Below are 25213 nucleotides of genomic sequence, written 5' to 3' on the forward strand. Positions count from 1 at the left end.
TTTCTATGCTCGAGTGCGGCTGGTGGCGGCGAGTTCGGAAGATCGGCCGACTCCGATATCGCCGCGGACCATGCGCGCGACCGTCTCGGCGAGCATTTTCACGCCGTCGAGCAGGTCGCTGTCGTGGGTCAGTTCTTTCTCGCTGTGCGAGATTCCGTCGACGCTGGGGACGAACAGCATCACCGTCGGGACGACGTCCTTGAGGTTCACCGAGTCGTGGCCGGCCATCGTGAGCATCCGTCGGGACGACAATCCGAGTGCCTCGGCTGCCTCCTCCGCCAGTTCGACGCCCTCGATCTGGTAGCTCGTGGACGGCCGTAGCGCCGAGGTGTCGACGCTGACCCGCACCTCCCCGTCGGTGTTGACGGAATCGATTGCTGCAAGGAGCTTCTCGTGGGCCTGCTCAAGAACCTCGGGATCGGAGGACCGGATGTCGATGGCCATGGTGACCTTCGACGGCACGACGATGGGGGAGTTGGGTTCGACATCGAACTCGCCGACCGAGGCCAGCAGCGCCTCCTGCGGGAACTGCTTGGTGAGTTCGCGGGTGGCGAGCACGATGCGCGATGCGCCGACCAACGCGTCGTGACGCAGGGCCATATGAGTTGCGCCGGTGTGCGACTGCTCGCCGTGCACGGTGATCGAGTACTTCCGTGCGGCCCAGTTGGCGGTGACGATTCCGATCGTCGTGCCCGTGTCCGCGAGAATGGGGCCCTGTTCGATGTGGATTTCGGCGTAGGACGCGGCCTCGGGTGCATCGTCGTTGCCGTGAAACCCGATATCGGACAGAGCATCCCGCACGCTGACGCCATTGCGATCGGTGACCTTCAGGATGTTCTCGGCGTCGAACTTGCCGATGAAGACCCCGCTTCCCATGAGGCTGGGCGAGAAACGGGAACCTTCCTCGTTGAACCAGTTCACCACCGCGAGGTTGAATTGTGGAGCGACCGAGCCCCGTTCGACGCATTCCGAGACCTCGTACGCGGCGTGTGCCGCGGCGAGGACCCCGTAGGCCCCGTCGTACTTTCCGGCCGTGGGCTGACTGTCGAGATGCGAGCCGACGAGGACGTACGGTGCGCCGGGAACCAACTCGACGGTGCCGTACATGTTTCCCACCGCGTCGACGGTGGTGGTGAAGCCGTGCCGGTCGAACCAGTCGGCAAGGAACCGCCTGGTTCGACCGTCGTCCGCGGTCGCTGCCTCGCGGTGCACGCCGCCGGCGGCGGTGGCACCGAACTGCGACATCGCGGCGAAATCGTCGAGAAAGGTCACTAGATCTTCTCCGGTGCGGGGTTGGCGGCCAGTTCTTCGATCCGGTCCTCGAAGGACAGGTCGACCGGTGCTGTGCGGGTAGGACGCTTGCCGACCGCGAACATCTCGTCGACGCGTGCCTTCTCCTCGGCCGTGATTCCGGTGACCTTGGAGACGATGAGGAAGACGGCCAGGTTGACGGCCATGCCGACGACTCCACCGGTGAGGCTGCCCAGTCCGACGATGTCGTCGGGGAAGATCGCGGTGAGCACCAGGGCGACGGTGAAGCCGGAGATCATTCCGGCGACTGCGCCCTTACCGTTGCCGCCTCGCCAGAAGATGCCGAGGAACAGTGGAATGGCAAGCTGCACAACGCCTTGGTACGAGATCTGCGCGAGGAGTTGCAGGCGCGTCATGTTGAAGGTGGCGTAGGCGACGATGGCCGCCGCTGCCATGAACGCGAGCATGCTCGTCTTGGCCACCTTGGTGAGCTGGCTGTCGGAGAGTTTGCGCTTGTCGGAGTTGACGATGTCGTTGGCGATCTGCAGTCCGCAGACCTGCACGCTGCCGTCGATGTGGCCCATGGATGCGGCGAACACCATGGTGGCGGCGAGTCCCAGAAGCCACGTCCCACCGTAGCTCTCGGCAATGGTGAACCAGCCGGTCTGCGGTGAATCGGCGACGGCGGGAATGACCGTGCCTGCGATTCCGACGAGCATGAGCAGTGAGTAGAAGACGCCGGAGATCAGCACGGTGCGGATGGTGCCGGACTTGACTGCCCGGACACTGGATGCGGTGTAGATCCGCTGAAAGCTCGTCGGCCAGCAGAGGGATCCGACGACACCGGTGAAGATGAGGGCGAAGAGGTAGAACGGGCCGTAGGAGTCGCCGTCGCCGGGGACGCGGAGATACTGGTCGGCGACGTCTCCCAGAGTCGAGAAGCTGATCGGGCCGCCGGCGACACCGGAGAGCAGAATAAGGCACAGTGCCGCGGAGAAGACATACGCGACGATGCCTTGGAACATGTCGGTCATGATCAACCCGCGCATGCCCATCTTGACGGTCCAGTACTGACGGATGACGATGACGGCGAGGCCGACGAACAGGCACGTGGTGACCGACCATGCTCCGGCACTGGCGATCTGGAAGACCTCGCCGAGTGCCTGCATACCGAGCACCACCCAGGGGAAGAGCGAGACGATACCGATGACGCTGGCGACGATCTTGGTGCCGCGCGAGTTGAAGCGCAGGCCGAGCAGGTCGGGCTGTGAGCGGAGGTTGTACTTCGCTCCCCATCGCCAGGCGCGGGTGGCCATGAAGTACATCATGGCAACACCGAGGCTGGAGTAGGCGAGGCCGTACATGCCGAATACGCCTGCGCCGCTGGCGAGTCCGAAGAACGCGATGAACACCGAACCCGGCCACCACGAGTTGACGTAGCTCATCGCGACATACCAGGGGCCGTAGCTGCGACCGCCCACCGAGTACTCGTCGAACGTCGGGGAGGTCTTCTGTTGGGTGGTGTACAGAATGAAGATGACGACGGCGTAGAAGACGCCGAGCATTCCCAGCATGATCAACATGTCATTCTCCAGTCAGCGGTGCGGTAGCGGGGAGGAGGTCCTCGTCGAGTTCGCCTCGGATGTCCTCGACGATGTAGAGGCCCCACAGGGTCAGTCCGAGCACGACCCCGTTGATCAGCCAGTACATGATGGCGAACGGGATACCGAGGATTTCGTAGCGAATTCCGCTGCCCCACATGTAGAGCGGTGGGAACAGTGCGAAGAGCAGAGCGAGAGCGTAGGTGCCGCCGAAGAACGTCATGATGCTCTTTCGGCTCAGGCCGCGAATGTACTCTTTCATGTGCGTCATCCTTGGTTGACTATTTTGAGAACCGAGTCGTGAATTACGCCGTTGGTCGCAATCCCGTTGCCTTTGTCGAAGTCTCGCGCGCCGTCGAGCGAGGTGAAGGTGCCGCCGGCTTCCTCGATGATCACCGGCATGGGGGCAAGATCGTAGATCTGCGTCGTGTAGTCGACCACGGCATCGGCCTGGCCGCTCGCGACCATCATGTAGCCGTAGGCGTCGCCCCAGGTGCGTAGTACGGCACCCGTGGCGTGGAGGTCGACGATGGTATCCGGGTGCCAGTCCTCGAGCCAGGTTGCCATCACGTAGGCCCCGTCGAGATCGGTCCTGCTCGAAACATGCACCTGCTCACCATTTTTCCAGCACCCTTTGCCGCGCTCGGCGTGCATGAGGATGTCGACGCTGGGTAGGTTGATGGCACCGAAGACGATCTCGTCGCCTTCCTCGATCGCAATCAGGTTGGCGTACAGAGGAACTCCGTGCACGAACGATTTGGTGCCGTCGATCGGGTCGACTATCCAGCGGTAGTCGGAGGTGCCGCCGGTTTCACCGAACTCCTCTCCGAGAAAGCCGTCGGTGGGGAAGTGCTCGGCGACGCCGGCTCTGATGTGCGTCTCGATATCGCGATCCGCCTGTGTAACAGGGGAACCGTCCTGTTTCTGTTCGACGGTGAGGCCTGAGGTGTCGAACCAGCGACGAGCGATCTCGCCCGCCGAGCGGGCGAGCTCCACGCCGAGAGCGGCGCGTGCCGACCTGGAATCCTCCACGGTGTTGCACCCTTCGGTAGATGTTGCGTTCTCGGGTAGGTGCAACGATGGGCGTAGACCATTTCTGGTTTTCTCGTCGATACGTGAACGTCGTGTAACGCATGACCTGGTTGCGGGTCATAGGACACCCGCCGTGTTAATCGTGCGTTAATGCCCAGGTCGAGGGGTGTTGCGCGGGCCTGATTGAAGATTGAATGGACACTGCAGTCATTCCAGGAGAAATCGAGGTGGTCCGGTGCTGTTGATGGAACAGACGCACGCGGCGCTTCTTCGGCTGGCGGCCGAGCTCGAATCGCGCTCCGTTGCCCGGTTGCCTCCCGAACGCGAACTGGCCGAGCGGCTCGGCACGTCGCGGACGACACTGCGCAAAGCGCTGGATCTCCTCGAACGCGACGGTGTCATCCGACGGACGAAGGGCAGGGCAGGCGGTGCCTTCCTGACCTCGGTGACACCGGGTTCGTCCTCGCCGGAAAGTGCGCAGTCCCTCTGTCAGAGCCGGCGACTGCTCCGAAGCCTCAACACCGTCAAGGGCGTCCCACAGATGCTGCACGAGCAGGGATTTCGAGACGGGACCAAGGTCATCTCGGCGCGCATCGCCGAGCCGAGCCCGGAGGCGGCGCAGGTCCTGGGAGACGGACCGGTGGTGTCGTTGCTACGGCTGCGCTTCGCCGATGGCGACACGCTGTCGTTGGAGCAGATGTATCTCAGCGACAGCATCTGTGGCCGAGTTCTGGAGACTCCGTTGGACTCGGTGTACGAGGCTCTGCGTACACGGCTCGGCGTATCGGTGTGTATGGCAGACGAATCCATCGAACTGGCGACGATCAGTGCGCCCGCGGGCTCGCTGCTTCGGCAACCCGAGGGAACACCCATCCTGAAACTCGAACGCATCGGATACGACCAGTCCGAACGACCCGTCGAGTACTCCGTGGACCTGTTCCGAGCCGATCGAACGCGATTGAGTGTGCGCACCTCGTCGCTGGTGAGTGCCTCGGTCACCGAGACTGCGACCTAGACGCGTAGGCCCGGAGACCGCGGTCCCCGGGCCTGGTCGCAGACAGCTACTCGTCGCAGCAATGCCCGGCGGGCTTCGGCGTCTCCGGTGCCAGATCCAGCATCGGATTGCCGTCGAAGAATCCCGTGGGCTTGAGGTGCAGACTCACATGACTGACCGGCATGACCGGCCAATCCTCGGGGCGCACCACGTGATGTGCAGCGATCGTGGGCCAGATGACCAGGTCGGCGTTCTCCAGGGAACGGTCACCGCTCGTGTACTTCACCAACCCATCGGGTCCCGGATTCTGGGCCACGTACTCACCGGCCGCATAGCGCTCACGTTCGGCGTACGGCGTCGCCCACAGGTGCTTAGTGGCAAAACCGCCTCGGCGAGCCTGCTGCGAACCGGGCTGTGCGAGAGGCAGAGCGACCGCACCGGACGGTTCGATCTTGTACCCGATGTGCCCACCGAGCTTGTTCTTCTTGTCCGCGTTTGCAATCAACCAGGAGCGGGCCCGGAGTGGATCGGCGAGGCGTTGCGCTTCCGACTCGCTGGTGAGGTGTCTTTTGGTCTGACGCCACGCGTTGCCGTGCGGGTTCTCGGGGCCTGCGGGCACTGCCTCGGCTTCGAGCTCGTACAGGTTGTTGCGTGCCCCATCCACGTTCATGTCCAAACGAACACTGAAGAAGTGTTGATGATGCGGTCCGTAGAGACCAGGAGCGACGAGGGTCCCGAACTCGGGGACCTGGCCCGGCTCGATGGCACCGGTGGAGATGATGCCGGTCAGCTTGATCTCGAACTCGATGGACCCGTCGAGATACAGATGCCAGTAGAAGCCGTAGTCGTAGTTGCCCACGGTGGCGAAGAACGACACCACGAGACGACGGTTGCGTCGGACCTGTCCCACGTTGTCGCGAAAGTCGGTGTGCTTCCAGCCGATGCTGTAGTCCTCCTCGTGCATGCAGATCGCGTTCGGAAGTTCGATCGGCTGACCGTCCTGATCGTTGACGTACGCGTCGAAATAATGGATCTCGCCGAGGCAATCACAGCCCAGCTGAAGCGAATTGGCGAGAACGCCGAGCCCGTACTCGCCCTCGTCGAACACGTTCTTGTTCCACTGGCTGTCACCCGGATCGCCGTAGGGTACATACATCTCCGACAGGGATGCTCGATGGATGACCGGGCGTAGAGTTCCCCGATCGACGTATCCGACATCGTGCAGCACGAGACCCTCCCGCGGCGTGAAGCCAACGCGCAAGCGCCAATTCGCCCACTCGACGTAATGGCCGTCCACCGTGAACGACGGACCGTCGGGTTGAGTGATGTCGATCTTCTTCATCGGTGCCCGCTGGTGCGCGAACTCCGGGACGTTGCCGGGACGTTCGAAGAATCCGGGCAGATAGTTCCCGGGCGTGTCTGGGATGGGGACGACGCCGGTGTCTGCGACGTCGACGACCTCCATCGTGTCCATATCGACCGTCACGACGAGGTTTTCGACGGGCCGCGCGTAGCCGTTCTCCTGCGCTTCGCTTCGTACGAACGTCAGTGGCCGGGCGAGGCGTCGACCGCCGGGGTTGTCGCCCGCCATTGTGTGGCCGCTGGCCCACTTGTCCACCATCGCCAGCGAGAAATCGGTGACGCCGCGTTTGACCATTGCCGCCTGCCAACGCGGGTCCGCCTTGATGACCTCCTCGCAGCGAAGGAACTCCTCCAACGTGATGGGCGGCTGGGCGTCGAATATCTCGGTGTAGCTGATCAGGACGTCGTGGGTGAGCGAGACAACGGCCTCGAAAGTGGCATGGGCGTCACGGTCACGCAGGACGACGAATGCTCGACGGTCCGTATCCGAATGCTGAAGATCAGTTTTCGTCGGCTCCAGCAGTTCGATGTAGACGAAGCGTGCAGCGGAGGTCAGGTTCCGCTCGCGAACGACTATCGCCGACGTCCTCGAAATCTCCTGCGGGCTCAGCGGTTCGAGGGGATGAACTACAACGGGCGCAAAGGTATCGGTCATCGAGGCTCCTGCAGTCGGTGATGGAGAAGTTCCGGCGGAATCCCGCGCGTGCGAACGAAAACCACGACGACGGCGAGCGTGAGTTCGACCGCCGTGAGAATCGAGGCCGCGGAGGCACCGCTGACAGCGTCGGTCACGACAGGCTGATGGTGCCCTGATGGACTGGACGCATGTGCAAGCAGCATGACGGCACTCGATGCCGCCATCACTACCCACGCACGATTGTTCGTCGACCGCCACAGATCGGCGGCGCACACAACGCACACCACCGCCATGGCGGTCACCAACATGCCCGACGCGCCGCCGACGCCCATTCTCAGATGCAGAACGGCCGATATCACCGCGAGTGCCGATGCACAACGGTTGATCAACACAGTTCGCCACTTCCCGCCGTCGCTGTCCGTTACGACGCTAGGGGTAGACCATTACTGGTATTCGCAGTTCGCGTGAGGAACGTGTAACTCACCGAACGGATCAGACCAGCTCGATGACCTCCAATGCACCGTCGGCATGGGAACTCCGCAGCCTCTTCTTGTCGTATTTGCCGACACTGGTTTTCGGGACCTCGTCGATGAATGTCCACCGTTCCGGCAGCTGCCAGTGCGCCACTCGGCTGTCGAGGAATTCCTTGAGTTCCTCGGCAGTGACCGATGCCCCCTCGCGAACGACGACGGCTACCAAGGGCCGCTCGTCCCACTTCGGGTCGGGCACACCGATGACCGCGGCCTCCCGCACGGCCGGATGTCCCATCACCTGGTTCTCGAGCTCGACCGAGGAGATCCATTCGCCACCGGACTTGATGATGTCCTTGGAGCGATCGGTCAGGCGCAGGTACCCGCCCTCGGAGATCGTTCCCACGTCACCGGTGCGCAGCCAACCGTCGTCGAACTTGTCGTCGGCGTCGGCGCGGTAGTAGCTGCCGGTGATCCACGGGCCACGCACTTCGAGTTCCCCGACGGTCGCACCGTCCCATGGCAACACCGTGCCTGCATCGTCGACGAGTCGCGCCCGGACTCCGGCGACGAATCTGCCTTGAGTACAGCGCAAGTCGAATTCGTCCTCCGGCGACAGGCCCGCATCGGGCTTGCCCGAGGTGCCCAGTGGGGAGGTTTCGGTCATGCCCCACGCCTGAGAGATGTGCACTCCGTACTTCTCGTGGAACGCCCGCATCAGGCTCGGGGGGCACGCGGCACCGCCGACCACCACGTCACGCAGGCTCGACAGATCCGCCGGGTGCTCGTCGAGATGAGCGAGCAGGGCCTGCCAGATGGTCGGAACCGCTGCTGCGGCCGTTGGACGCAGCGTCGACATCATCTCCGCCAGCGGTGCCGGCTGCAGAAACCTGTCGGGCATGATCAGCGACGCACCGACCATCAGCGCCGCATACGGCAAGCCCCACGACATCGCGTGGAACATCGGCACGATGGCCAACACCTTGTCGGGCTGTGCAATCGCCATCGCGTCGGTCATACACGCTTGCATCGAGTGCAGGTAGATGGAGCGGTGCGAGTACACCACGCCCTTGGGATCACCGGTGGTGCCCGAGGTGTAACACATTGCGGCAGCTGATCGTTCGTCGAGCTCCGGCCAGTCGAACTCCTCCGGCTTGCCTCCGAGCAGGTCCTCGTAGCCGAGCACCTCGATGCCGTCGGGTGCGGTGACCTGTGCCGGGTCGACGCCGACGACGATGAGGTGCCGCACGGTCTCGAACGTCGGCAGCAACGGCGTCAACAGGGGGAGCAGACTTGCGTCGGCGATGATGACCTGGTCCTCGGCATGGTTGACGATGTAGGTGAGCTGCTCGGGAAAGAGCCGAATGTTCAGTGTGTGCAGCACAGCGCCCATCGCTGGAATCGCCATGTAGGCCTCCATGTGCGGGGCGTTGTTCCACATGAACGTTCCGACGCGCTGATCGTCGTCGATGCCGATCGACCGCAGACCGTGCGCCAGTTGCGCTGCCCGCCTGCCCAATTCCCCGAAGGTCACCGTGGTCGGACCGGTGTCGGTCCAGGTGGTGATCTCGGCCGAGGAGTGAATGGACGTCCCGAATCGAACCAGCTGGCCGATGGACAATGGGGTGTCCTGCATGGTGCTCTTCATCGATCTCGCTCCTGAAGTCTCGGCATACACATCGTTGTGCTGCGCGTCACACCGTGCACGATACGGACTTACTCGGACGCGTGGTCTCGGGTACCTCGGATTCGTGCGTCGACCTCGCGAACGATGTCCTGAAAGATCTCCGACGCGGGGTCGATGACGGCGAAATGGCCCCCAGGTCCTTCGATCGAGGCGACCGAATCCGGGCCGGCCGACGCGGCGGCGTAGTACGCCCGGCTGATCTCGAGCAGGTTGGGGTCGTCGTCGAGTGCACTCACCACAAGCTGCGGGACGCCGAGCGGAAGCCTCGAGATGGGCGACGATTTCTCGTACGTCTCCTGCGCACCGGCGAATCGTGCGCCGATCGCGTTCGACACTGCCCCTTCGCCGAGCCACCGCTCGTCCCCGACCCGCAGATCGAGTACCCCGGCCAGACTCACTGCGAGAGCGGGTGTCCCTGGCTTTCCTGCGGAATCGGCCGCAAGCTGCAGCGCGAGTTGGCCGCCGGCCGAGTGGCCGAAGAGGACTGTTCGAGACAGGTCCAGATCACCGGGCGCAGTGTTCAGCGCAGCGAGGGCCGCGGCCACGTCCCCGGCCATCGTGTCCCAGCCGTGCTCGTCGGGTCGACGATATTCGATGTTCCAGGTGGCATAGCCACGTGCCGTCAGATCGACGGCCATCGCGTCCATCAGATCGAATTCCCATCGCGAACGCCAATACCCACCGTGGATCAGCACGGCGACAGGGAACGGACCGTCGCTCTCGGGCACCCGCAGCTCGACGCGTTGTTCCGGGTGATCCCCGTAGGACAGGATCGTTCCGGGGTGGAAGCGGTGGAAATACACGCTGTCGATCGCGAATCGCAGACCGTCGAGTCCACGGCCGCGAATATGAGTGCGTATGCCCGGTGATCTGTCCGGAGTGCACTGACCCAGATCGACCCGAACTGCACTGCTGTACGGCGACGTATCGATCGGGATTCCGTCACCTGGAACGACGATCGCCTCGTCGGAACTGGTTGCGGCATCGACGATGTCACCGGTCAGGCCACGAGCAGCGAGAGCCCGGTTCGCCAGTTCCTCCGCCGTCGCTAGATCGGCGAAGACTCCGGGAGCGGCAACGATATGGATGTGTCTCGAAACGTCGGTCATGGGTTCACGCTACCCAGAACGGCGTCGACCGAGCCCGGGACGGTGCGTCCGGACTCGGTCGAAGAACGTGCAGTCGAAGAATGCGGATCAGTTGTCGACGGCCTCGTTCAGTTCGCGCAGGCGGGGGAGTGCGCGGTTGGTGAGCAGGTCCTCGCGGGTCGCGGCGGAGACGGCCATGCTGTCCTTCCACAGTGACCGGCCGGCCATCGCGCCGCGCGCGCCGTTCGCTACAGCGACGCGTACCTGCTCGATGAACGTCTCGTGGTCGACGCCTGCCGAGAGCACTGCCCACGGAACACCCTGTGCCGCTTCGGTAACGGCGGCGCAGGCCTCGGCGGAGCCGGGGTAGGGGAGCTTGAGGACCTTGGCACCGCATTCGACCGAGATGCGGGTGGAGTCGGCGATGATCTTGCCGAAGCCTGCCTTGTAGTCCTCGTCCGATTCGCCCTCGAGCTTGTAGGTCAGGATTTCGACGATGAGCAGCAGGCCTTCGGCGGAGCACGCCTTGACGAGGTCGCGAATCTCCTCGGCGACACGGGAATCGACGCCCTGCCGTTCGGGACGCATGTAGAAGAGCATCTTGGCGACATCGCCACCCAGGTCGCGTACGACGCGCGGGGTGACGCCGTCGACGTACCGGGTGTAGCGCAGGCCGTCGGTCTCCTCGAAGCCCGAGGCGTCCATGCCGACCACCAGCGCGGTGCCCCGCGAGAGCACACCCTCGTCGACGATCTTGGGCAGTGCGACCTCCGGGTCGAGCAGGATCGCCGGGGCGTGATTGCCGAGGTAGCGAACCAGATCGGACTTGGCGTCGGCGAGCTGCTCGAACGTGACCGAACCGGGCCCGTCGGGAGCGTCCGTCATGACCGCCTTCATGCCGTTGCGTTGATCTCCTGCGACGATGAGCATGTTGCCGTCGGCGGTGGAGATGGCGGCCATTCCGCGACGTTCGAGTGTGGTCAGTTCGTTCATTGTTTTCTCCTGGTGCTGGGTTGGGGTCGAGAGCGAGCGAGACAACGTTGTCTCACTGCAGAAATGTGGGCTCAGATCTCTATGAGCGTCAGTAGTCGCGCCGCGAACAACGCTGCGCCGTAGGCGGTGTCCTGGGCGCGGGTGGAGACCGAGACATCGGGGAGCACTTGCGCGCGGGCATCTCGAACGCTGGCCATGCTCGCCCAGCCGCCGGTGAGCAGCGTGGAACGGGCCGGGGCAACCTCCGCGTCGAGGGCGGCGATGAGCCGCGCGATCTCGTCGTTGCCGTGCAACAGAATCGAACGGAACAACTCCGCCGCGTTCACCCCGTCCGTCCGCACGGTGATCGACAGAACCCCGTCGTCGTTGCGGGCTCCGGCGATGTCGATACCGCCGTCGGTGGACGGTCCGCCGGCAGGCAATGCGCACACCCGCTGATCGAGCAGGTCACGCCCGGCGCGGTCGGTGATGTCGCACAACTGCAACGCCCGTCGCATCAACAGCCCGGTCTTGACTCCGGCGACGAGTACGTGTTGGCCCGGAACCACATGCCGCACCGAATTGATCAGATGATCGGCCAGACGGCTTCGTGCATCGGGCGTCAGCGGAGCGTCGAGCACTCGCAGCAGCACCTCGGCGGTTCCCATCGACACGTGATAGCGGTCGTTGGGGATTGCCCCACCCGATACGGCGGAGACGAGGTGGTCATGGCCGGCCACGGTCAACCGTGCCCCCGCGATGGCGTCGGGGAGGGCGGGTCCGGTTGCCGTTCCCAGATCCGTGCCCGCATCGACGAGAGGCGGGATGAATTCGGCCCCGACGCCCAAGTGCGTCAACATCTCCGACCACGGCTCGCCGGTGTCCTGATCGAGCAGGCCGGTTCGGGAACCGAGCGAGTAATCGGCCACCGCGCGGCCACCGAGGGACAGCACGACGAACTCGGGAAGGTTGAACCATCGCAGTCCGGCCAGCTTCAGTCCGTTGTCGCGCAGGTGCGCGATCTTGACCACCGACACCTGGACACCGACGGGAAGGCCTGTCTTCCCGGCGAACCGGTCACGTAGATCCTGGGGTAGTGCGTCGACCTGCTGTTGCCCTCGGGGATCGAACCACGCGAATGCCGGCGCTCGGACAACGTTGTCTTGATCCAGAAGGAAGCCCGTCTCACCCATTCCGGACACTGCGATCGCATCGATGCGCGACGCGGGATCGCCGGTCACCTCGGGTAGTCGGCGCGCGACGGCCTCGAGCAGATTCGCGATGGTGGCGAGCAAGTCCTCGGCCGCGAGATCGGTGGTACCGCCCGGGCCGTGACGCCACGGTGTCGGACTCTGCTCGATGAGCATTTCGGTGCCGGCATCGTCGGTGACGAGTACTTTGACACCGGTGCTCCCGAGGTCCAGTCCCGCAACAAGTCTGGGGTTCACGGAGTTGGTCTCATTTCTGTACGGGTAGGGGGAGTGCGTGCGAGAGTCTTTCCACCAACGTGGTGGGCGCGACCTGTTGCTCCGGTTCGAGGTAGGGATCGTCGAAACGCTGCACCAGCCGATCGAACGCGAGTGTGCCGATGCGATACGGGTCTTGGTCGATGCACGTCACCGATGGACTGACGGCATCGGCGAGCGAGAAATTACCGAACGAGACCATCGCCACGTCGGTGCGATCCATTTCGTGCAGCACCGATACCACGGCCGTCGCATGACGTGCGTTGGCGACGAAGAAGGCGGTCGGCGGATTGCGTAGTGCCAATAGCTTCTTCACCACGGGCCGTACCGAATCGGCGGCGTGCGACACCGGGGGAGCAAGTGCCACGTCCGGCTTCTGGCCGAGGTTCGCGAGAACATCGAAATACGCCTCACGGCGCAACTGCGCGGTCTGCAGTCGATCGTCGAAGCCGAGCAACGCAATTCGGGTGTGCCCGCCCTCGACCAGTTTCTCGACGGCTCGTTTGGCAGCGCCGTAATCGTCGACGATGACCGAATCGAATCCCGGGATGGAACGGTCGATGGTCACCGTGGGCAATGTTCGACGCCGAGGCACGAGAAAGTCGCTGTGATCGCCGACCGGCGCGAGAATGATGCCGCGCACGTGTTGACCGGCCAGCAGTGCCAGCTGGTCGCGTTCGCGCTGGGCGTCGAACCCGGTGCTGCCGACGATGACGGCGAGTCCGTGTTCGAGTGCCCGATCCTCGACGGCACTGACCAGGGAAGCGAAGAACACGTCGTCGATGGAGTCGACGACGATGCCGATGGTGTTGCCCGATCCCGATTTCAACGAGCGCGCAGCCGAATTGGGGACGTAGTTCAGCGTCTGCACCGCGGCCTCGACGCGTTCGCGCAACTCGGGCAAGACGGTGTCCACGCCGTTGACGACGCGGGAGACGGTCTTGAAGCTGACGCCTGCCAATGCGGCGACGTCTTTGATGCTTGCGCGCTCGGTCACGTGAACTCTCGATCGGAGGGATTGCGTTTCGCTGTAGCAAGGTGCGAGACAACGTTGTCTTGTATGATTGCCGCTATGCCTCATGTCTGTCAAGACGTTTCCGTGATCGATCGGGATCGACTGCCGGTCCTGCTCGTCGCGGGTGCTGCCGGGAGTGGAAAGACCACCCTGGGACGCGAGCTGGCGCGCCGTTTCCGCATCCCCTTGCTCGACCTCGACACCCTGACGAATCCGCTTCTCGATCAGCTGGATTCGGTGTCGGTCGGCCCGCACTGGAACAGTCCAGGGCCGCACTCGGAGCAGATTCGAGCCGGCCGATATGCAGTATTGCTGGCCGCTGCCACCGATCTCGTTGACATCGGTCAGCGGCCGGTCCTCGTGGCTCCGTTCACCCGTGAGCTGACCGGTGGCGCGGAATGGGAGCAGCTGATCGCGCAATTAGCACCGGCCGCAACGTCGGTCGTGCACGTGGACGGCTCGCCGGAACTGCTGGCGCGTCGACGGGCCGCCCGTGGGGCAGAGCGCGACGCACATCGGCCGTCGGATACTCCGGCGGAGAAGCCGCGTGTTCCTCATCTACGGGTCGATGCCGAACTGTCCACCGAGCAGCAGGTAGAGCTGGTCGCGGGAACTCTCGAGGGCTACGTGCAGCGGTGATCGCTTCCGGGCGTGCACGATCGACGTTCGATCAGCTCGACCCCGAGTATGTTGCGCCGCTTGAAGCGCTTGCCGGGATTCTCGATTCGGCCCAGTAGCCGCTCGATGGCCAACCGGCCCAGCCGAGCAGGATTCTGGTCGATCACCGTCACCGGTGGCATCACGGCATCGGCAAGGGGAAAGTCGCCGAATCCGACGAACGCCAGATGCAGCAAGTTCATCTGCTGCAGAACGGGGACACATGCCATGGCCACGCGTGCGTTGGAGAGAAACAGCGCTGTCGGTGGATCGTCGAGCGCGGTCAGTGCGGTCAGGGCGCTGCGTGCATCGTCGCGGCCCATGACGCCGAGCGCAACGAGGGATTCGTCGAACTCGATTCCTCGGGCCTGCAACGACTCTCGATACCCCTTCAGCCGATTTCGGCTGGTAGGAATGTTGGCACTGTCGCCGATGACCGCGATCCGAGTGTGGCCGAGTCGTAGCAGATGATCGGTGGCCAGCACCGCCCCACCGTGATCGTCGTCGACGAAGCTGTCGGCCTTGAGGCCATCGGGTCCGCGATCGACGAAGACCGTGGGAGTCTTGTCGATCCACCGCTCCAGATAGCCGTGGTCGGCACCCGTGGGTGCAATGATCAAGCCGCTCAACTGCCTCCGCAACAGTGACTCGACCAGCGCCTGCTCCTGATCACCGTCGTGGCCCAGGCTGGTGACCAGCACGGCCATGTCGTCCTCACGGGCGCGCTCCTCCACCGCGCGTGCGATGGAGGAGAAGAACGGATCGTCGATGTCGGGCACGGCCACACCGATTGCCGCGGCTTGACCGTTGCGAAACGACGTCGCCATCGTGTTCGGAACGTAATTGAGCGAGTTCAGGGCATCGGTGACGCGAGCGCGCGTGTCGGGGTCGACGTGCGGGTCGTTGTTGTACACCCGTGAGACGGTCTTGGCGCTGACTCTGGCCAGCGCCGCGACATCCTGCATCGTGGTCATGATCTACCCCCGTCTGCTCGTCGTCCGCTCGTCATCGACTGGTGTAGCCGCCGTCCACCGGCAACGACACTCCCGTCACCATGGAAGCATCATCGCTCAACAAGAAGGCAATCGGCGCGGCAATCTCGTCCTCGGTGGCCCAGCGACCCAACGGCATCTGTGCCAGGAACGGCTCCTCGATCTCCGGACGACCCCAGTAGAACGCGGACATCTCCGTCATCACGACGGTCGGATTGACTCCGTTGACCCGGATGCCGTGGCGGCCGAGTTCGAGGGCCGAGACGCGAGTGATGTTGTCCAGGGCTGCTTTCGAGGAACCGTATGAGACGTGTCCTGTCAGCGCGACGAGACTGGCCTGGCTCGAGACGTTGACGATCGATCCGACACCGGCGGCGATCATCGCGGGGACGGTGTACTTGATGACGAGCAGAGCGCCGCGCGCGTTGATGGCGATGACCTTGTCGAAGATCGAGATGTCGGTGTCCTGAGGCGTCGCGATCTCGCCGCCGAAGCCCGCGCAGTTCACCACCCCGTACAGCTCCAAGCCGGAGACGGCGTCACGCACGCTGTCTTCCGACGTCAGGTCGAAGGCCAGGGGTTGTGCGCCGGTCTCGTCGGCGAGCTTGTCCAATGCATCCACCGACTGGCCCGCGGCAACGACATCGGCACCGTCGGCCACGAGTCGTCGCACCGTCGCCGAGCCGATGCCTCCGCTGGCACCGGTCACCAAGATCGTCCGGCCGTCGAACTTCGCCATGGGGTCTACCTCTGCTGTTCCGAATGGATATGTCATCGATGTCATCGGCTCGCTGAGCGGGCGCAATGTCATCGGTGTCATGGACGGTACCTCAGGACACCTCCGACGGCTCGAAAATCGAACAGATCGGTTATTTCTGCAGCTGAGAGGCGGTACCGTCCGGTCCGATAGTGGTTCGACAGTGCGCCACCATCCATGTGCATCGTTTGTGTCATGTCACCGGTGACATGAATTTTCGCGAAACACGTGACAACGCGGGTTGCGTGGGTCACACTCGTTTACACAACGAGCCCCGCGGGGAGCTCGACCCGCCTCGCAGATCACGTTCACCGACCGAGCTGCACGGGCACCGGTGGGGGTGTCCATCCCGCACCCGAAGGTTTTCGATCCGACCTAGGAGTATCCATGGCCAGCGTTGCACCTGTTGCGACACCGATCCTCGAAGCGAGGGGATTGTCGAGGAGCTTCGGAAACGTGCGCGCCCTCGACGACGCCGATTTCGACATCTACCCCGGCGAGGTCGTCGCCCTCATCGGCGACAACGGTGCCGGCAAGTCGACGTTGGTCAAGGCGCTCTCGGGAAGCCTTGCCGTCGACACCGGAGAGATCCTGTTCGACGGCACCGCCGTCGATCTCGACAGCCCAACGGTGGCAGCGGAACTCGGCATCGAGACGGTGTTCCAGGATCTCGCGCTCGCGCCGCACCTCAACGCCCAGCAGAACATGTTCCTCGGCCGGGAGCTGCCGGCGAGAGGCCCGCTCGGCCGACTCGGTTTCCTCGACGTGTCCACTATGCGTAAGCAATCGCAGGCCGCTCTCGACGAACTGGGAGCCACCGTTCGCAGTCTGACCGTCCCGGTCGGCTCGATGTCCGGTGGACAGCAGCAGGCCATCGCCATCGCACGTGCCGTCGCATGGGCCAAGGGGGTTGTGTTCCTCGACGAACCGACCGCTGCGCTCGGCGTGGTGCAGACCCGCAACGTACTCGACACCATTCGTCGGGTGGCAGATCGGGGAGTGGCAGTGGTCTTCATCAGTCACTCGATGCCACACGTCATCGAGGTCGCAGACCGCGTGCAGGTGCTGCGGATGGGCAGACGCGTCGCCACTCTCGACGCCAAGAACACGACCATGGAAGAACTCGTCGGTGCGATGACCGGCGCGACCACCGGAGCCACACGATGAGCAATCAGATCATCACCCCATCCATCGAACCGTTGCCGCCGAGCGAGAAGCCGTCGAAGCACACGTTCGACCTCGTCGAATCGCTCCGTAACCTCGCTCGCGTCCAGGTCTTCCAGATCGTCCTGGTGTTGGCAGCCATCTGCATCGTGTTCTCGATCATGGCTCCCGGGAGTTTCCCCGAGTGGGGCAACATTCGGCAGATCATCCAGAACGTCTCCATCCTGGCCGTCCTCGGGATCGGCATGACGTTCGTGATCGTCACCAGCGGCATCGACCTTTCCGTCGGGTCGGTTCTCGTCTTCTCCGGTGTCGTCTCGGCCAAGACCATGGCAGCCATCGGTGGCGACGGATGGGGAGTCGCCGCCGTCGGGATCGTGGTGGCCCTGGGATGCGGCCTCTGCTGGGGATTGCTCAACGGATTTCTGATCGGCAAGGCCAATGTGCCTCCACTGATCGTCACGCTCGGTACCCTGGGCGGCGCACTCGGGCTCTCGCAGGTCATCACCGGCGGCGTCGACATCCGAGACGTTCCACCGGTACTGGTCGACACGATCGGGTACGGAAATCTACCGGCCACCACCATCCCGCTGATCTCGAGCATCGCCCTGGTGCTGGTGGTCATCTTCGGAATCGTGCTGCATCGCACCAAGTTCGGTCTCTACACGTTCGCCGTCGGCTCGAAGGAACAGTCCGCTCGTCGAGTCGGCATCAAGGTGGACATGCACCTGGTCAAGATCTACGCACTCTCGGGCACCCTCGCCGGACTCGCAGGAATTCTGTCGCTCTCGCAGTACGGCACCACCGCCATCGCGGGTCAGTCGCAGACCAACCTCAATGTCATTGCGGCCGTTGTCATCGGCGGAACGAGCCTGTTCGGTGGCATCGGCACGATGTTCGGCACCGTCGTCGGACTCTTCATTCCCGCAGTGCTGCAGAACGGATTCGTCATCGTCGGCGTTCAGCCGTTCTGGCAGCAGGTCGCCGTCGGCGCCGTCCTCATCGCCGCCGTGTACTTCGATCAGCGTCGTCGTGACGCAGCGAGTCGAGGTCAGTCGCCCAGCTCGCTCAAGAAACTCTGGTCCCGAAGTCCGTAGCTCGGGCCGGCCCACAACTCCCTCCCGCACAATCCCTTACAAGAAAGTCGACCATGATCACATCACGCACCGCCGTCGTTGCACTGAGTGTCGCTTCGGTCTCCGCCATGTTTCTGGCGGGCTGCTCGTCCGACTCCGGAAGCGGTGACGGCAGCGGCAAGATCGCCTTCATCCAGGGCGTGAGCGGCGACGAGTTCTACATCAGCATGCAGTGCGGAATCGAAGCTGCAGCCGAGGCCGCCGGCGTCACCGTCGACACTCAGGGCCCGGTCAAGTTCGATCCCACGCTGCAGAAGCCGATCGTCGATTCCGTCGTCGCATCGCGGCCGTCGGCCATCCTGATCGCGCCCACCGACGTCGCGGCGATGCAGGCACCGTTGGCGGCTGCGGCGAACGCGGGCATCAAGGTCGTCCTCGTCGACACCACCCTCGAAGATCCGTCCATCGCGGTGTCGTCGATCTCCTCGGACAACAAGGGCGGTGGAGCGGAAGCATTCAACGCCATCCAGGAGCTCAACCCCTCCGGCGGCAAGGTTCTGGTCATCTCCACCGACCCCGGTATATCCACCGCCGATGCGCGTGTCGAAGGCTTCGAAGAGGCCGTAGGAGCCAATTCGGCATTCGACTACCTCGGAGTGCAGTACAGCCACAACGACCCGGCCGAAGCTGCCCGTCTGGTCTCGGCCGCTCTGGCCAAGGACCCCGACATCGTCGGCATCTTCGCCGCCAATACCTTCGCAGCCGAGGGCACCGCGACGGGCGTCCGACAGGCAGGCAAGCAGGACCAGGTCAAGATCGTCGGATTCGATGCCGGTCCCGCACAGGTCAAGCAGCTGCGTGAAGGAACAGTGCAGGCACTGATCGCCCAGCAGCCCGACACGATCGGCACCGACGGCGTCGAGCAGGCCATGGCTGCGATCGACAACAAGCCGGTCACGTCCGAGATCTCCACCGGCTTCCACGTCATCACCGCCGACAACATCGACGGCGACGGTGCGCAGTACGTCTACAAGTCGTCCTGCTGACCTGTAGCACCTCGAACTGCGGTGGTGCTCCTGGTGGCAGCACATGCCCGGGAGCGCCACCGCTCACCAATTCCATCCGAATCGTTCGACCCGAGGAACCTGTCATGACCATGCTTCGCCGCGCGACGTTGGAAGAGCTGCCCGCGACCGTCACGAAGCCGGCCTACGACTTGGACGAACTGCATTGCGGTGTGGTGCATTTCGGCGTCGGCGCGTTCCATCGCGCACATCAGGCGGTGTACTTCGATCGGCTGCTCGCGGCCGGACATCTCGACTGGGCTCTGTGCGGAGTGGGAGTGTTGTCGGGAGACAGGAAGATCGGGGACGTCCTCGACTCGCAGGACCACCTCTACACCCTCGTCACAGTGGATCCGGACGGTCGACGGGACGCCCGGGTGATCGGCTCGGTCGCCGACTTCGTCTACGCGCCCGACGATCCGCAGGGCGTGCTCGATGTGCTCAGCTCGCCCGCCACGATGATCGTGTCCTTGACCATCACCGAGTCCGGTTACGGCGTCGACGACGCCACCGGAGCGTTCGCACCCACCGATCCCGGAGTGCTGCAGGACCTTCGGGATATCACGGTACCGTCGAGTGTATTCGGCTTCCTCACCGTTGCCCTCGCCACCCGCAGACGCCACGGGATCCCGCCCTTCACCGTGATGTCGTGCGACAACATCGTTCACAACGGGTCGGTGACCCGAACGGCATTGACCTCGTTCGCCCGCCATCACGACGCCGATCTCGCCGACTGGATCGATACCACGGTCGCGTTTCCCAACTCGATGGTCGACCGCATCACCCCCGCTACGACGACCGCCGTCGTCGACGACGTGCACAACGACTTCGGAATCGACGACGGCTGGCCGGTACGGTCGGAATCGTTCTCGCAGTGGGTGGTCGAAGACACGTTCTCGTTCGGGCGGCCGCCCTTCGACGAGGTCGGAGTGCAACTCGTCGCCGACGTCGCGCCGTACGAACACATGAAACTGCGGCTGCTCAACGGCTCCCATCAGGCGATGAGCTACCTCGGCATACTCGCCGAGTACACCCACGTGCACGAGGTGATGGCCAGCCCCGACCTGCACGAATTCGTGGCGTCGTACATGCGGAACGAGGCCGCACCCACCCTCGCCCCTGTACCGGGAATCGACATCGAGGGCTACATAGACCAACTGCTGCAACGCTTTTCCAGCCTTGCCGTTCGCGACACGCTCGAACGGCAGATCGTCGACGCGTCCGCCCGCATTCCGAAGTTCGTACTGCCGGTGATCCGCGACCTGCTGGCCCGGGATCGATGCGTCGACCACTGCGCGTTGATACTCGCAGCGTGGTGCGGTGTCTACGAGCGCGGAGACGTGCCGATGCTCGACGCGGATGCCGAACATCTTCAGCGGCTGTCCTGGGAAGACCACGACAACCCCGGTGCCTTCCTGGCGAATCCTGCTGTGTTCGGGGGTCTCTCGACCAGTCCTCGGCTGCGAGGCGCGTACCAGAGGGCCAAACGGTCGCTTCAGGACAGCGGAGCGCGCGGAGCCGTACGGCGCGTGCTGGAACAGTCGGTCGGTCAGGCCTTGTAATAGACAACCTGGTGACTCGTCGCCAGCAATGTCCCGCCCCCGGTCCACAGTTCGGCCGTCTGGTCGAAGTAACCTCGGTGGAAGCGGCGCGCTCGGGCAGTGCCGAGGATGTACCCGTCGGAGTGGCTGACGAGATCCTCGGGCGTCGCGAAGAAGTGGGTCGTCAGTGAGATGGTGCCCGCCGGAACGTAGCGACCGAGACGCTGAAAGATCCTGGGATAGAACACATCGCTGAGCGATGTCAGTGCCGGGAAGTCCAACGGACGCGGCGGTGTGTCTCGAATCCACAGGGTTTCGGTCGAGTCCGCGGATTCCTGGTCGCTCAGAGCGCCTGCCACGAAGCGCATCTCGTAGTTCTGTGCCCAGGCGATTGCATCGGGAAATGTGCCTCGGGGCGTCTCGGCGGGGGAGGGAACGGTCGGTGCCACTGCCTCGATGGTGTCCCACGTCTCGCGCCTCGTACCGAACACTGCTGTTGCGGTGGTGGCGACGTCGCCACCCTGAGTCAGTTCGAGATACCAGTGTTGATTGCTTCGGTTGGTGCGCACGGCACGCGCCGAGATATCGAACTCACCCTCGGCGACGGGGCCGGCGAAGTTCACCGTCAGCGAGACCGGTGAACCCAGACATTCGGGATGCAGCTCGATGGCACGGACGAACGTTGCGGCGGTGAGACCACCGAACGGGCCGACCATGTTGTTGTACGGTGCCGACGTCCTACCGCGGTAAGTGCCGTCGGAAACGGTCTCGAGTGCCACTGCTGTGTCGAACGGATGCATTGTTCTCCCGTAGGTCTCGATCGGCGTTGGTGCCGATTCAAACTATCCGGCTCACCTACACGCCACGCAGGGTGGCTCCTCACGGAATGATTTGCCGGCTGCGTAGCTCGGCGAAGATCCCGGCGAACATGGCCTCGGTGTCGACGAAGCGGTGAAATCCCATGCGACGGGCCTTGGAACCGTCGGCGATGACGTCGTAATCCCAGGAGAACACGAAATCACCGAATGCCCAGGAAGAGACGTCGGAATACGGAGTCGACTGCAGTCCGTGCTCGGCGACGATGGAATCCCACAGCGGCTCCTTGTCTGCCATGACGTCCGCCAGGGACATCGGTAACGGAGTTGCGGTGTCGAGGTCGAACAGACCCGCGATGCGCGGCCACATCTCGCTCCAGCGAAACAGGTCGCCGTTGGTGATGTTGAACGCCTGATTGGCGCAGGTCGGCGTGGTGGCCGCCCATACCGTCGCCTCGGCGAGCAACGATGCGTCGGTCATCTCGAGCAGCGCGCCGAAGGCACCGGGCTTTCCCGGAAACCGCATGGGGACGCCCAGTTTCGCGCACATGGTGGCGTACACGGCGATGACGGTAGCCAGGTTCATCGGGTTTCCGAGAGCGACACCGCACACCACCGATGGCCGGATGGCCGACCAGGTCCACCGCTTGCCGAATTGCCGCGCCTCGAGAAACTTCTGCTGATCGACGTTGAACTCGGGCGGCATGTGGGGCGGATCGGATTCTCGCGCCGGGGTTTTGAAGGGCCCCAGGTGTGCGCCGTACACCTTGTATCCCTGCATCAGACTCACGTGCTCGAGGTCCGGTGAACTGTCCTCGATGGCCGTGACCACGTTGACGAGCATCGAGAGATTGGGGGCGACGAGTTCGGCCCAGCTCGGTCTCTCTTGATACGCGGCGTAGAAGATGTGCGTGACGTCGGTGAGCTCGGCCAGTCTGCTGTGCGTCTCGTCGGCGTCGAGCAGATCCACCGCGATGTGCCGGACGCGTCCGTCGTCGATACCGCCGCGGCGTGAGAGCCCGACGATGTCCCAATCACCTGTTCGCTGCAGGTGATCGACCAAGTTACCGCCGATCACTCCGTTGGCTCCCACTACCACTGCTACGCGAGACATGAACTTCTCCTATCTGGATATCGCGATATTGCGATGTCTTTAGTAGACCACATATCGGAATATTGCGATATTGGAGTAGGCTTCGAGGGTGGCTGACGAACTGGACCCCGCAGAGCTCGCGGCGGTGTTCGGTGCGCTGAGCAATCCCGCGCGATTGGCGATCATGCGGTGGCTCAAGGATCCCAATGACTTTCCGCCCCAGCTCGAGCCCGCCGAGGACGTGGGAGTGTGCCTCAAGCACATTCGATCGCGGGCGGGTGTTTCGCAGTCCACAGCCTCGCAGTACATGGCCGTGCTGCAACGCGCGCAGCTGGTGACAAGCACCAAGATCGGCCCCTGGGTGCACTACAAACGCAACGACGAATTCCTCGACCGACTGGCCGAGACGATCAAGTCCGATTTGTGAAGTCGTCGATCGCCTGATCGATCGAGTTGCTGTCCGTGTGCACATCTCGCGCCCGGTCCCGCAGTGTGTGCCGGTCGGTTGCACGTGCGATGGCCCGTAGGTCGATGCGCTGCAACAGCTTCTTCGTCACCGGTCGCTTGCTGTCCCAGAATGCGAGGGCCGCGATGAGATCAGTCGCTTCCGGTCCGGTCAACAGTGCATGGGCGACGGCGCATGCCGCTGGGTCCTCGAATGGCAGTAGATAGGTGGCGTCGTCGAACACCGCAGGTTTTCCGTCGTAGGGGCCGACCATCCTGAACTGCGGAATCTTGTGGAATCCGGAGATCGCGATCTTGTAGGGCGCAAACGTGTACGGCCCGACACCGAAGATGCAGAACCGGGCGCGATTTCGGTAGATCGACGACTTCCGGCCATCGAGAGCTGTCGTGTTGTCGGTCAGGTACTTCCACAACTTCGGTGCGCTGTCCGCCAACTGTGCGGTGTCGTCACCGGTGTGGGATTGCGGCACGATCATCCATCGCGAGACCACGCTCAACTTGTCGCGATAGACGTCGGTGCATTTGAACAGGGGAAACAGGAAGTCTGTCTCGACGTCGACCGTAGCTCCGAGTTTGGTTCGCGGGCCGTCGTTCTCGGCCAGTTCCATGACGGCAGACGCATCGTGTTTGATGCCCTGACGCCACATCAGTGGACTGATGCCATCGAACTGCTTGCTTCGCTCGTAGGCGTCGACGTCCGCGACGAGTTGTCCGTCGACCACTCCGATCCTGCTGCTGGGGTGCAGTGCGTCCATGCTCGAATACATCTGCGCGGTGTGGTCGGTTGCACCGGTTCCGAGTTCGACCACGAACCAGCAGGCATCGACTCCCGCGTCGAACCACTTCTTGGCGTCGATGGGGCGCAGACTCGAACCGGTGATCGGAAGGCCGTGCCGAGCGCAGTGCAACAGGACGTTTCGAGCTACCTGGGTTTTGCAGATCATCGCAACGGTGACCGGGCGATCTGCGAACTCGGTGAGCAACTTGACCCAGATGAACTCCGCAACATCGAAATTCGAGCTTCCGGTGATCGCATCGATGCCGCGCACGTTCCCGGTGTTCGCACGAGCCGGTCTATTGCTGGAACCCAGAACCGACAGCTGTGAGTTGGTCACCCACGGTGGGTTGCCGACGACGAGGGTCGGGCCCGACTCCGACGTCCATGCGATGTCGCGCGCCAGGTCGAAATCGAAGATCGATGCTGTGATCACCCTGCCGAATATCGATGCTGCCGCGGCGTACTCGGGCTGCACTTCGATTCCGACCCGTTCTGTGTCGGGGTGACCCTCACCGATGACCGACAAGAAGTTCCCGACACCACACGTGGGTTCCAGGACACGAGTCCACTGCCGTCGAGGCAGGGTGTTCACCAACGCACGTGCCAACTCGATCGGGGTCTGGAAGTCCCCGAACTCGTTGTTGGGCATCGATGCCTCCGGCGGTGGTGCGAACAAGTTCCTTCTACGGCACTCAACCACACCACTGCCCAAGGCATTAAAGTTGACTGGGATGAAGCTTTCGCGTGCGGCCCTACTGCTGTCAACTCTGGCGTTCATCGGCGCTCTGATCTGGGTCGCCGTCACTGCGGGGGATCAAGTGCCCGCGCACTTCGACGGGTCCGGTCAGGTCGATCGCATGGACTCGAAGCTGTCCTTCCTGCTGACGATGGGCGGCATCGGATTCGCGATCATCGGGTTGTTCGCGAGCATCGGGTGGTGGTTCCCCAAGGTTCCGGGGTCCATGGTGAATCTGCCGAGTCGGACGATGCACGAGTATTGGACTGCCGCCGAGAACCGACCCGAGCTGAACCGAAAGATGGCCGAGGACCTCGAGTGGATCGGTGCGGCAACGGCATTGCTGTTCGCCTGGATCACCGGCGTTGCGGGTGCAACGACGGGCGACTCGGTCGGCGTCTGGGTTCTCGCCGTCCCGACGGCGCTGTACCTGCTGGCCATTCTGGGATACGTGGTGTTCGTCGTCAAAGGCGGCCGGTACCGCGTACCGAAGAACTGAC

General features: G+C 63.6%; 24 protein-coding genes. 8 read left to right on the forward strand and 16 right to left on the reverse strand.

Annotated elements, in window-relative coordinates; genetic code table 11:
- Window positions 1-3: 3 nt before the first annotated feature.
- Genes CH249_RS10105 through CH249_RS10120 form a run of 4 tightly spaced genes read right to left on the reverse strand, consistent with a single transcriptional unit; the run spans window position 4 to window position 3884 of the window.
- Complete coding sequence (locus CH249_RS10105; protein WP_256988254.1) at window positions 4-1272, reverse strand: M20 family metallo-hydrolase; 1269 nt, start codon at window positions 1270-1272, stop codon at window positions 4-6.
- Window positions 1272-2834, reverse strand: a complete 1563-nt coding sequence (locus tag CH249_RS10110) for a sodium:solute symporter (protein WP_094630734.1) — start codon at window positions 2832-2834, stop codon at window positions 1272-1274. The genes CH249_RS10105 and CH249_RS10110 overlap by 1 nt, the downstream gene beginning before the upstream one ends.
- A gap of 1 nt (window position 2835) precedes the next feature.
- Window positions 2836-3114, reverse strand: coding sequence for a hypothetical protein (locus CH249_RS10115; RefSeq protein ID WP_045199456.1), 279 nt, complete (start codon window positions 3112-3114; stop codon window positions 2836-2838).
- A gap of 5 nt (window positions 3115-3119) precedes the next feature.
- Entirely contained in the window at window positions 3120-3884 is a 765-nt protein-coding gene (locus CH249_RS10120) for an inositol monophosphatase family protein (protein ID WP_052049432.1), read from the reverse strand.
- 244 nt (window positions 3885-4128) lie between these two features.
- Here CH249_RS10120 and CH249_RS10125 point away from each other — a divergent pair, with 244 nt between their 5' ends.
- Window positions 4129-4899 carry a GntR family transcriptional regulator gene (locus CH249_RS10125; protein ID WP_045199458.1) on the forward strand — a complete coding sequence of 257 codons (771 nt, stop codon included), beginning with the start codon at window positions 4129-4131 and terminating at the stop codon, window positions 4897-4899.
- Window positions 4900-4945: 46 nt separating this feature from the next.
- Here the strand turns inward: CH249_RS10125 and CH249_RS10130 are convergent, their stop codons facing one another.
- From CH249_RS10130 to CH249_RS10160, 7 genes are all read right to left on the reverse strand, one after another.
- Window positions 4946-6895, reverse strand: a complete 1950-nt coding sequence (locus CH249_RS10130; RefSeq protein ID WP_094681815.1) for a primary-amine oxidase — start codon at window positions 6893-6895, stop codon at window positions 4946-4948.
- Window positions 6892-7269 carry a hypothetical protein gene (locus CH249_RS10135; protein WP_094681816.1) on the reverse strand — a complete coding sequence of 126 codons (378 nt, stop codon included), beginning with the start codon at window positions 7267-7269 and terminating at the stop codon, window positions 6892-6894. The genes CH249_RS10130 and CH249_RS10135 overlap by 4 nt, the downstream gene beginning before the upstream one ends.
- Window positions 7270-7369: 100 nt before the next feature.
- Window positions 7370-8995: a long-chain fatty acid--CoA ligase gene (locus CH249_RS10140; protein WP_094681817.1), complete on the reverse strand. Its 1626-nt coding sequence runs from the start codon at window positions 8993-8995 to the stop codon at window positions 7370-7372.
- A gap of 68 nt (window positions 8996-9063) precedes the next feature.
- Window positions 9064-10143 (reverse strand): alpha/beta hydrolase, encoded by a 1080-nt coding sequence (locus CH249_RS10145; protein ID WP_094681818.1) that lies wholly within the window; start codon window positions 10141-10143, stop codon window positions 9064-9066.
- Window positions 10144-10230: 87 nt separating this feature from the next.
- Window positions 10231-11115 carry a tagatose-bisphosphate aldolase gene (locus tag CH249_RS10150; protein WP_094681819.1) on the reverse strand — a complete coding sequence of 295 codons (885 nt, stop codon included), beginning with the start codon at window positions 11113-11115 and terminating at the stop codon, window positions 10231-10233.
- Window positions 11116-11186: 71 nt separating this feature from the next.
- Window positions 11187-12542: an L-fuculokinase gene (locus CH249_RS10155; protein ID WP_052683681.1), complete on the reverse strand. Its 1356-nt coding sequence runs from the start codon at window positions 12540-12542 to the stop codon at window positions 11187-11189.
- A 10-nt stretch (window positions 12543-12552) separates the two neighbouring features.
- Window positions 12553-13557 carry a LacI family DNA-binding transcriptional regulator gene (locus CH249_RS10160; protein WP_032395043.1) on the reverse strand — a complete coding sequence of 335 codons (1005 nt, stop codon included), beginning with the start codon at window positions 13555-13557 and terminating at the stop codon, window positions 12553-12555.
- 102 nt (window positions 13558-13659) lie between these two features.
- Between CH249_RS10160 and CH249_RS10165 the strand changes: the two genes are divergently transcribed.
- Window positions 13660-14214 (forward strand): AAA family ATPase, encoded by a 555-nt coding sequence (locus CH249_RS10165; RefSeq protein WP_176459245.1) that lies wholly within the window; start codon window positions 13660-13662, stop codon window positions 14212-14214.
- Here CH249_RS10165 and CH249_RS10170 read toward each other — a convergent pair.
- A complete protein-coding gene (locus tag CH249_RS10170) occupies window positions 14199-15206 on the reverse strand; it encodes a LacI family DNA-binding transcriptional regulator (RefSeq protein WP_032395044.1) in 1008 nt (335 codons plus the stop codon). The two genes, CH249_RS10165 and CH249_RS10170, sit on opposite strands and share 16 nt — an antisense overlap.
- Before the next feature lie 31 nt (window positions 15207-15237).
- Window positions 15238-15963 (reverse strand): SDR family oxidoreductase, encoded by a 726-nt coding sequence (locus tag CH249_RS10175; protein ID WP_032395045.1) that lies wholly within the window; start codon window positions 15961-15963, stop codon window positions 15238-15240.
- A gap of 405 nt (window positions 15964-16368) precedes the next feature.
- Between CH249_RS10175 and CH249_RS10180 the strand changes: the two genes are divergently transcribed.
- The 4 genes from CH249_RS10180 to CH249_RS10195 all read left to right on the forward strand — a co-directional run bounded on the left by CH249_RS10180 (window position 16369) and on the right by CH249_RS10195 (window position 20847).
- Window positions 16369-17148, forward strand: a complete 780-nt coding sequence (locus CH249_RS10180; RefSeq protein ID WP_032395046.1) for an ATP-binding cassette domain-containing protein — start codon at window positions 16369-16371, stop codon at window positions 17146-17148.
- Window positions 17145-18242 carry an ABC transporter permease gene (locus CH249_RS10185; RefSeq protein ID WP_082073654.1) on the forward strand — a complete coding sequence of 366 codons (1098 nt, stop codon included), beginning with the start codon at window positions 17145-17147 and terminating at the stop codon, window positions 18240-18242. Before CH249_RS10180 ends, CH249_RS10185 begins: the two co-directional genes overlap by 4 nt.
- Before the next feature lie 53 nt (window positions 18243-18295).
- Entirely contained in the window at window positions 18296-19267 is a 972-nt protein-coding gene (locus CH249_RS10190; protein WP_032395047.1) for an ABC transporter substrate-binding protein, read from the forward strand.
- Between the two features lie 104 nt (window positions 19268-19371).
- The gene (locus tag CH249_RS10195; RefSeq protein WP_094681820.1) at window positions 19372-20847 is read left to right on the forward strand and encodes a mannitol dehydrogenase family protein; all 1476 of its coding nucleotides are present in this window, start codon (window positions 19372-19374) and stop codon (window positions 20845-20847) included.
- On the opposite strand, the gene CH249_RS10200 is transcribed toward CH249_RS10195, so the two are convergent.
- Entirely contained in the window at window positions 20835-21626 is a 792-nt protein-coding gene (locus CH249_RS10200; RefSeq protein WP_094658235.1) for an acyl-CoA thioesterase II, read from the reverse strand. The genes CH249_RS10195 and CH249_RS10200 overlap by 13 nt on opposite strands.
- Before the next feature lie 79 nt (window positions 21627-21705).
- Window positions 21706-22755: an SDR family oxidoreductase gene (locus tag CH249_RS10205; protein ID WP_094681821.1), complete on the reverse strand. Its 1050-nt coding sequence runs from the start codon at window positions 22753-22755 to the stop codon at window positions 21706-21708.
- A gap of 88 nt (window positions 22756-22843) precedes the next feature.
- On the opposite strand from CH249_RS10205, the gene CH249_RS10210 reads away from it, so the two are divergent.
- Entirely contained in the window at window positions 22844-23161 is a 318-nt protein-coding gene (locus CH249_RS10210; protein ID WP_032395051.1) for a helix-turn-helix transcriptional regulator, read from the forward strand.
- Here CH249_RS10210 and CH249_RS10215 read toward each other — a convergent pair.
- Entirely contained in the window at window positions 23145-24626 is a 1482-nt protein-coding gene (locus CH249_RS10215; RefSeq protein WP_179273233.1) for an SAM-dependent methyltransferase, read from the reverse strand. The genes CH249_RS10210 and CH249_RS10215 overlap by 17 nt on opposite strands.
- Before the next feature lie 82 nt (window positions 24627-24708).
- On the opposite strand from CH249_RS10215, the gene CH249_RS10220 reads away from it, so the two are divergent.
- A complete protein-coding gene (locus tag CH249_RS10220; RefSeq protein ID WP_032395053.1) occupies window positions 24709-25212 on the forward strand; it encodes a DUF1648 domain-containing protein in 504 nt (167 codons plus the stop codon).
- Window position 25213: the final 1 nt, after the last annotated feature.

This window comes from Rhodococcus sp. 05-2255-3B1 (genome assembly GCF_002258545.1).
Classification (GTDB): domain Bacteria; phylum Actinomycetota; class Actinomycetes; order Mycobacteriales; family Mycobacteriaceae; genus Rhodococcoides.

What these genes read in the sequence shown, in the direction of transcription:
- CH249_RS10145 (WP_094681818.1), bottom strand. Translation starts at nt 10,143, where the DNA reads ATGACCGACGTTTCGAGACACATCCATATCGTTGCCGCTCCCGGAGTC.
- CH249_RS10215 (WP_179273233.1), bottom strand. Translation starts at nt 24,626, where the DNA reads ATGCCCAACAACGAGTTCGGGGACTTCCAGACCCCGATCGAGTTGGCA.
- CH249_RS10150 (WP_094681819.1), bottom strand. Translation starts at nt 11,115, where the DNA reads ATGAACGAACTGACCACACTCGAACGTCGCGGAATGGCCGCCATCTCC.
- CH249_RS10170 (WP_032395044.1), bottom strand. Translation starts at nt 15,206, where the DNA reads ATGACCACGATGCAGGATGTCGCGGCGCTGGCCAGAGTCAGCGCCAAG.
- CH249_RS10130 (WP_094681815.1), bottom strand. Translation starts at nt 6,895, where the DNA reads ATGACCGATACCTTTGCGCCCGTTGTAGTTCATCCCCTCGAACCGCTG.
- CH249_RS10175 (WP_032395045.1), bottom strand. Translation starts at nt 15,963, where the DNA reads ATGGCGAAGTTCGACGGCCGGACGATCTTGGTGACCGGTGCCAGCGGA.
- CH249_RS10125 (WP_045199458.1), top strand. Translation starts at nt 4,129, where the DNA reads ATGGAACAGACGCACGCGGCGCTTCTTCGGCTGGCGGCCGAGCTCGAA.
- CH249_RS10220 (WP_032395053.1), top strand. Translation starts at nt 24,709, where the DNA reads ATGAAGCTTTCGCGTGCGGCCCTACTGCTGTCAACTCTGGCGTTCATC.
- CH249_RS10110 (WP_094630734.1), bottom strand. Translation starts at nt 2,834, where the DNA reads ATGTTGATCATGCTGGGAATGCTCGGCGTCTTCTACGCCGTCGTCATC.
- CH249_RS10180 (WP_032395046.1), top strand. Translation starts at nt 16,369, where the DNA reads ATGGCCAGCGTTGCACCTGTTGCGACACCGATCCTCGAAGCGAGGGGA.
- CH249_RS10205 (WP_094681821.1), bottom strand. Translation starts at nt 22,755, where the DNA reads ATGTCTCGCGTAGCAGTGGTAGTGGGAGCCAACGGAGTGATCGGCGGT.
- CH249_RS10190 (WP_032395047.1), top strand. Translation starts at nt 18,296, where the DNA reads ATGATCACATCACGCACCGCCGTCGTTGCACTGAGTGTCGCTTCGGTC.
- CH249_RS10185 (WP_082073654.1), top strand. Translation starts at nt 17,145, where the DNA reads ATGAGCAATCAGATCATCACCCCATCCATCGAACCGTTGCCGCCGAGC.
- CH249_RS10140 (WP_094681817.1), bottom strand. Translation starts at nt 8,995, where the DNA reads ATGAAGAGCACCATGCAGGACACCCCATTGTCCATCGGCCAGCTGGTT.
- CH249_RS10200 (WP_094658235.1), bottom strand. Translation starts at nt 21,626, where the DNA reads ATGCATCCGTTCGACACAGCAGTGGCACTCGAGACCGTTTCCGACGGC.
- CH249_RS10115 (WP_045199456.1), bottom strand. Translation starts at nt 3,114, where the DNA reads ATGAAAGAGTACATTCGCGGCCTGAGCCGAAAGAGCATCATGACGTTC.
- CH249_RS10195 (WP_094681820.1), top strand. Translation starts at nt 19,372, where the DNA reads ATGACCATGCTTCGCCGCGCGACGTTGGAAGAGCTGCCCGCGACCGTC.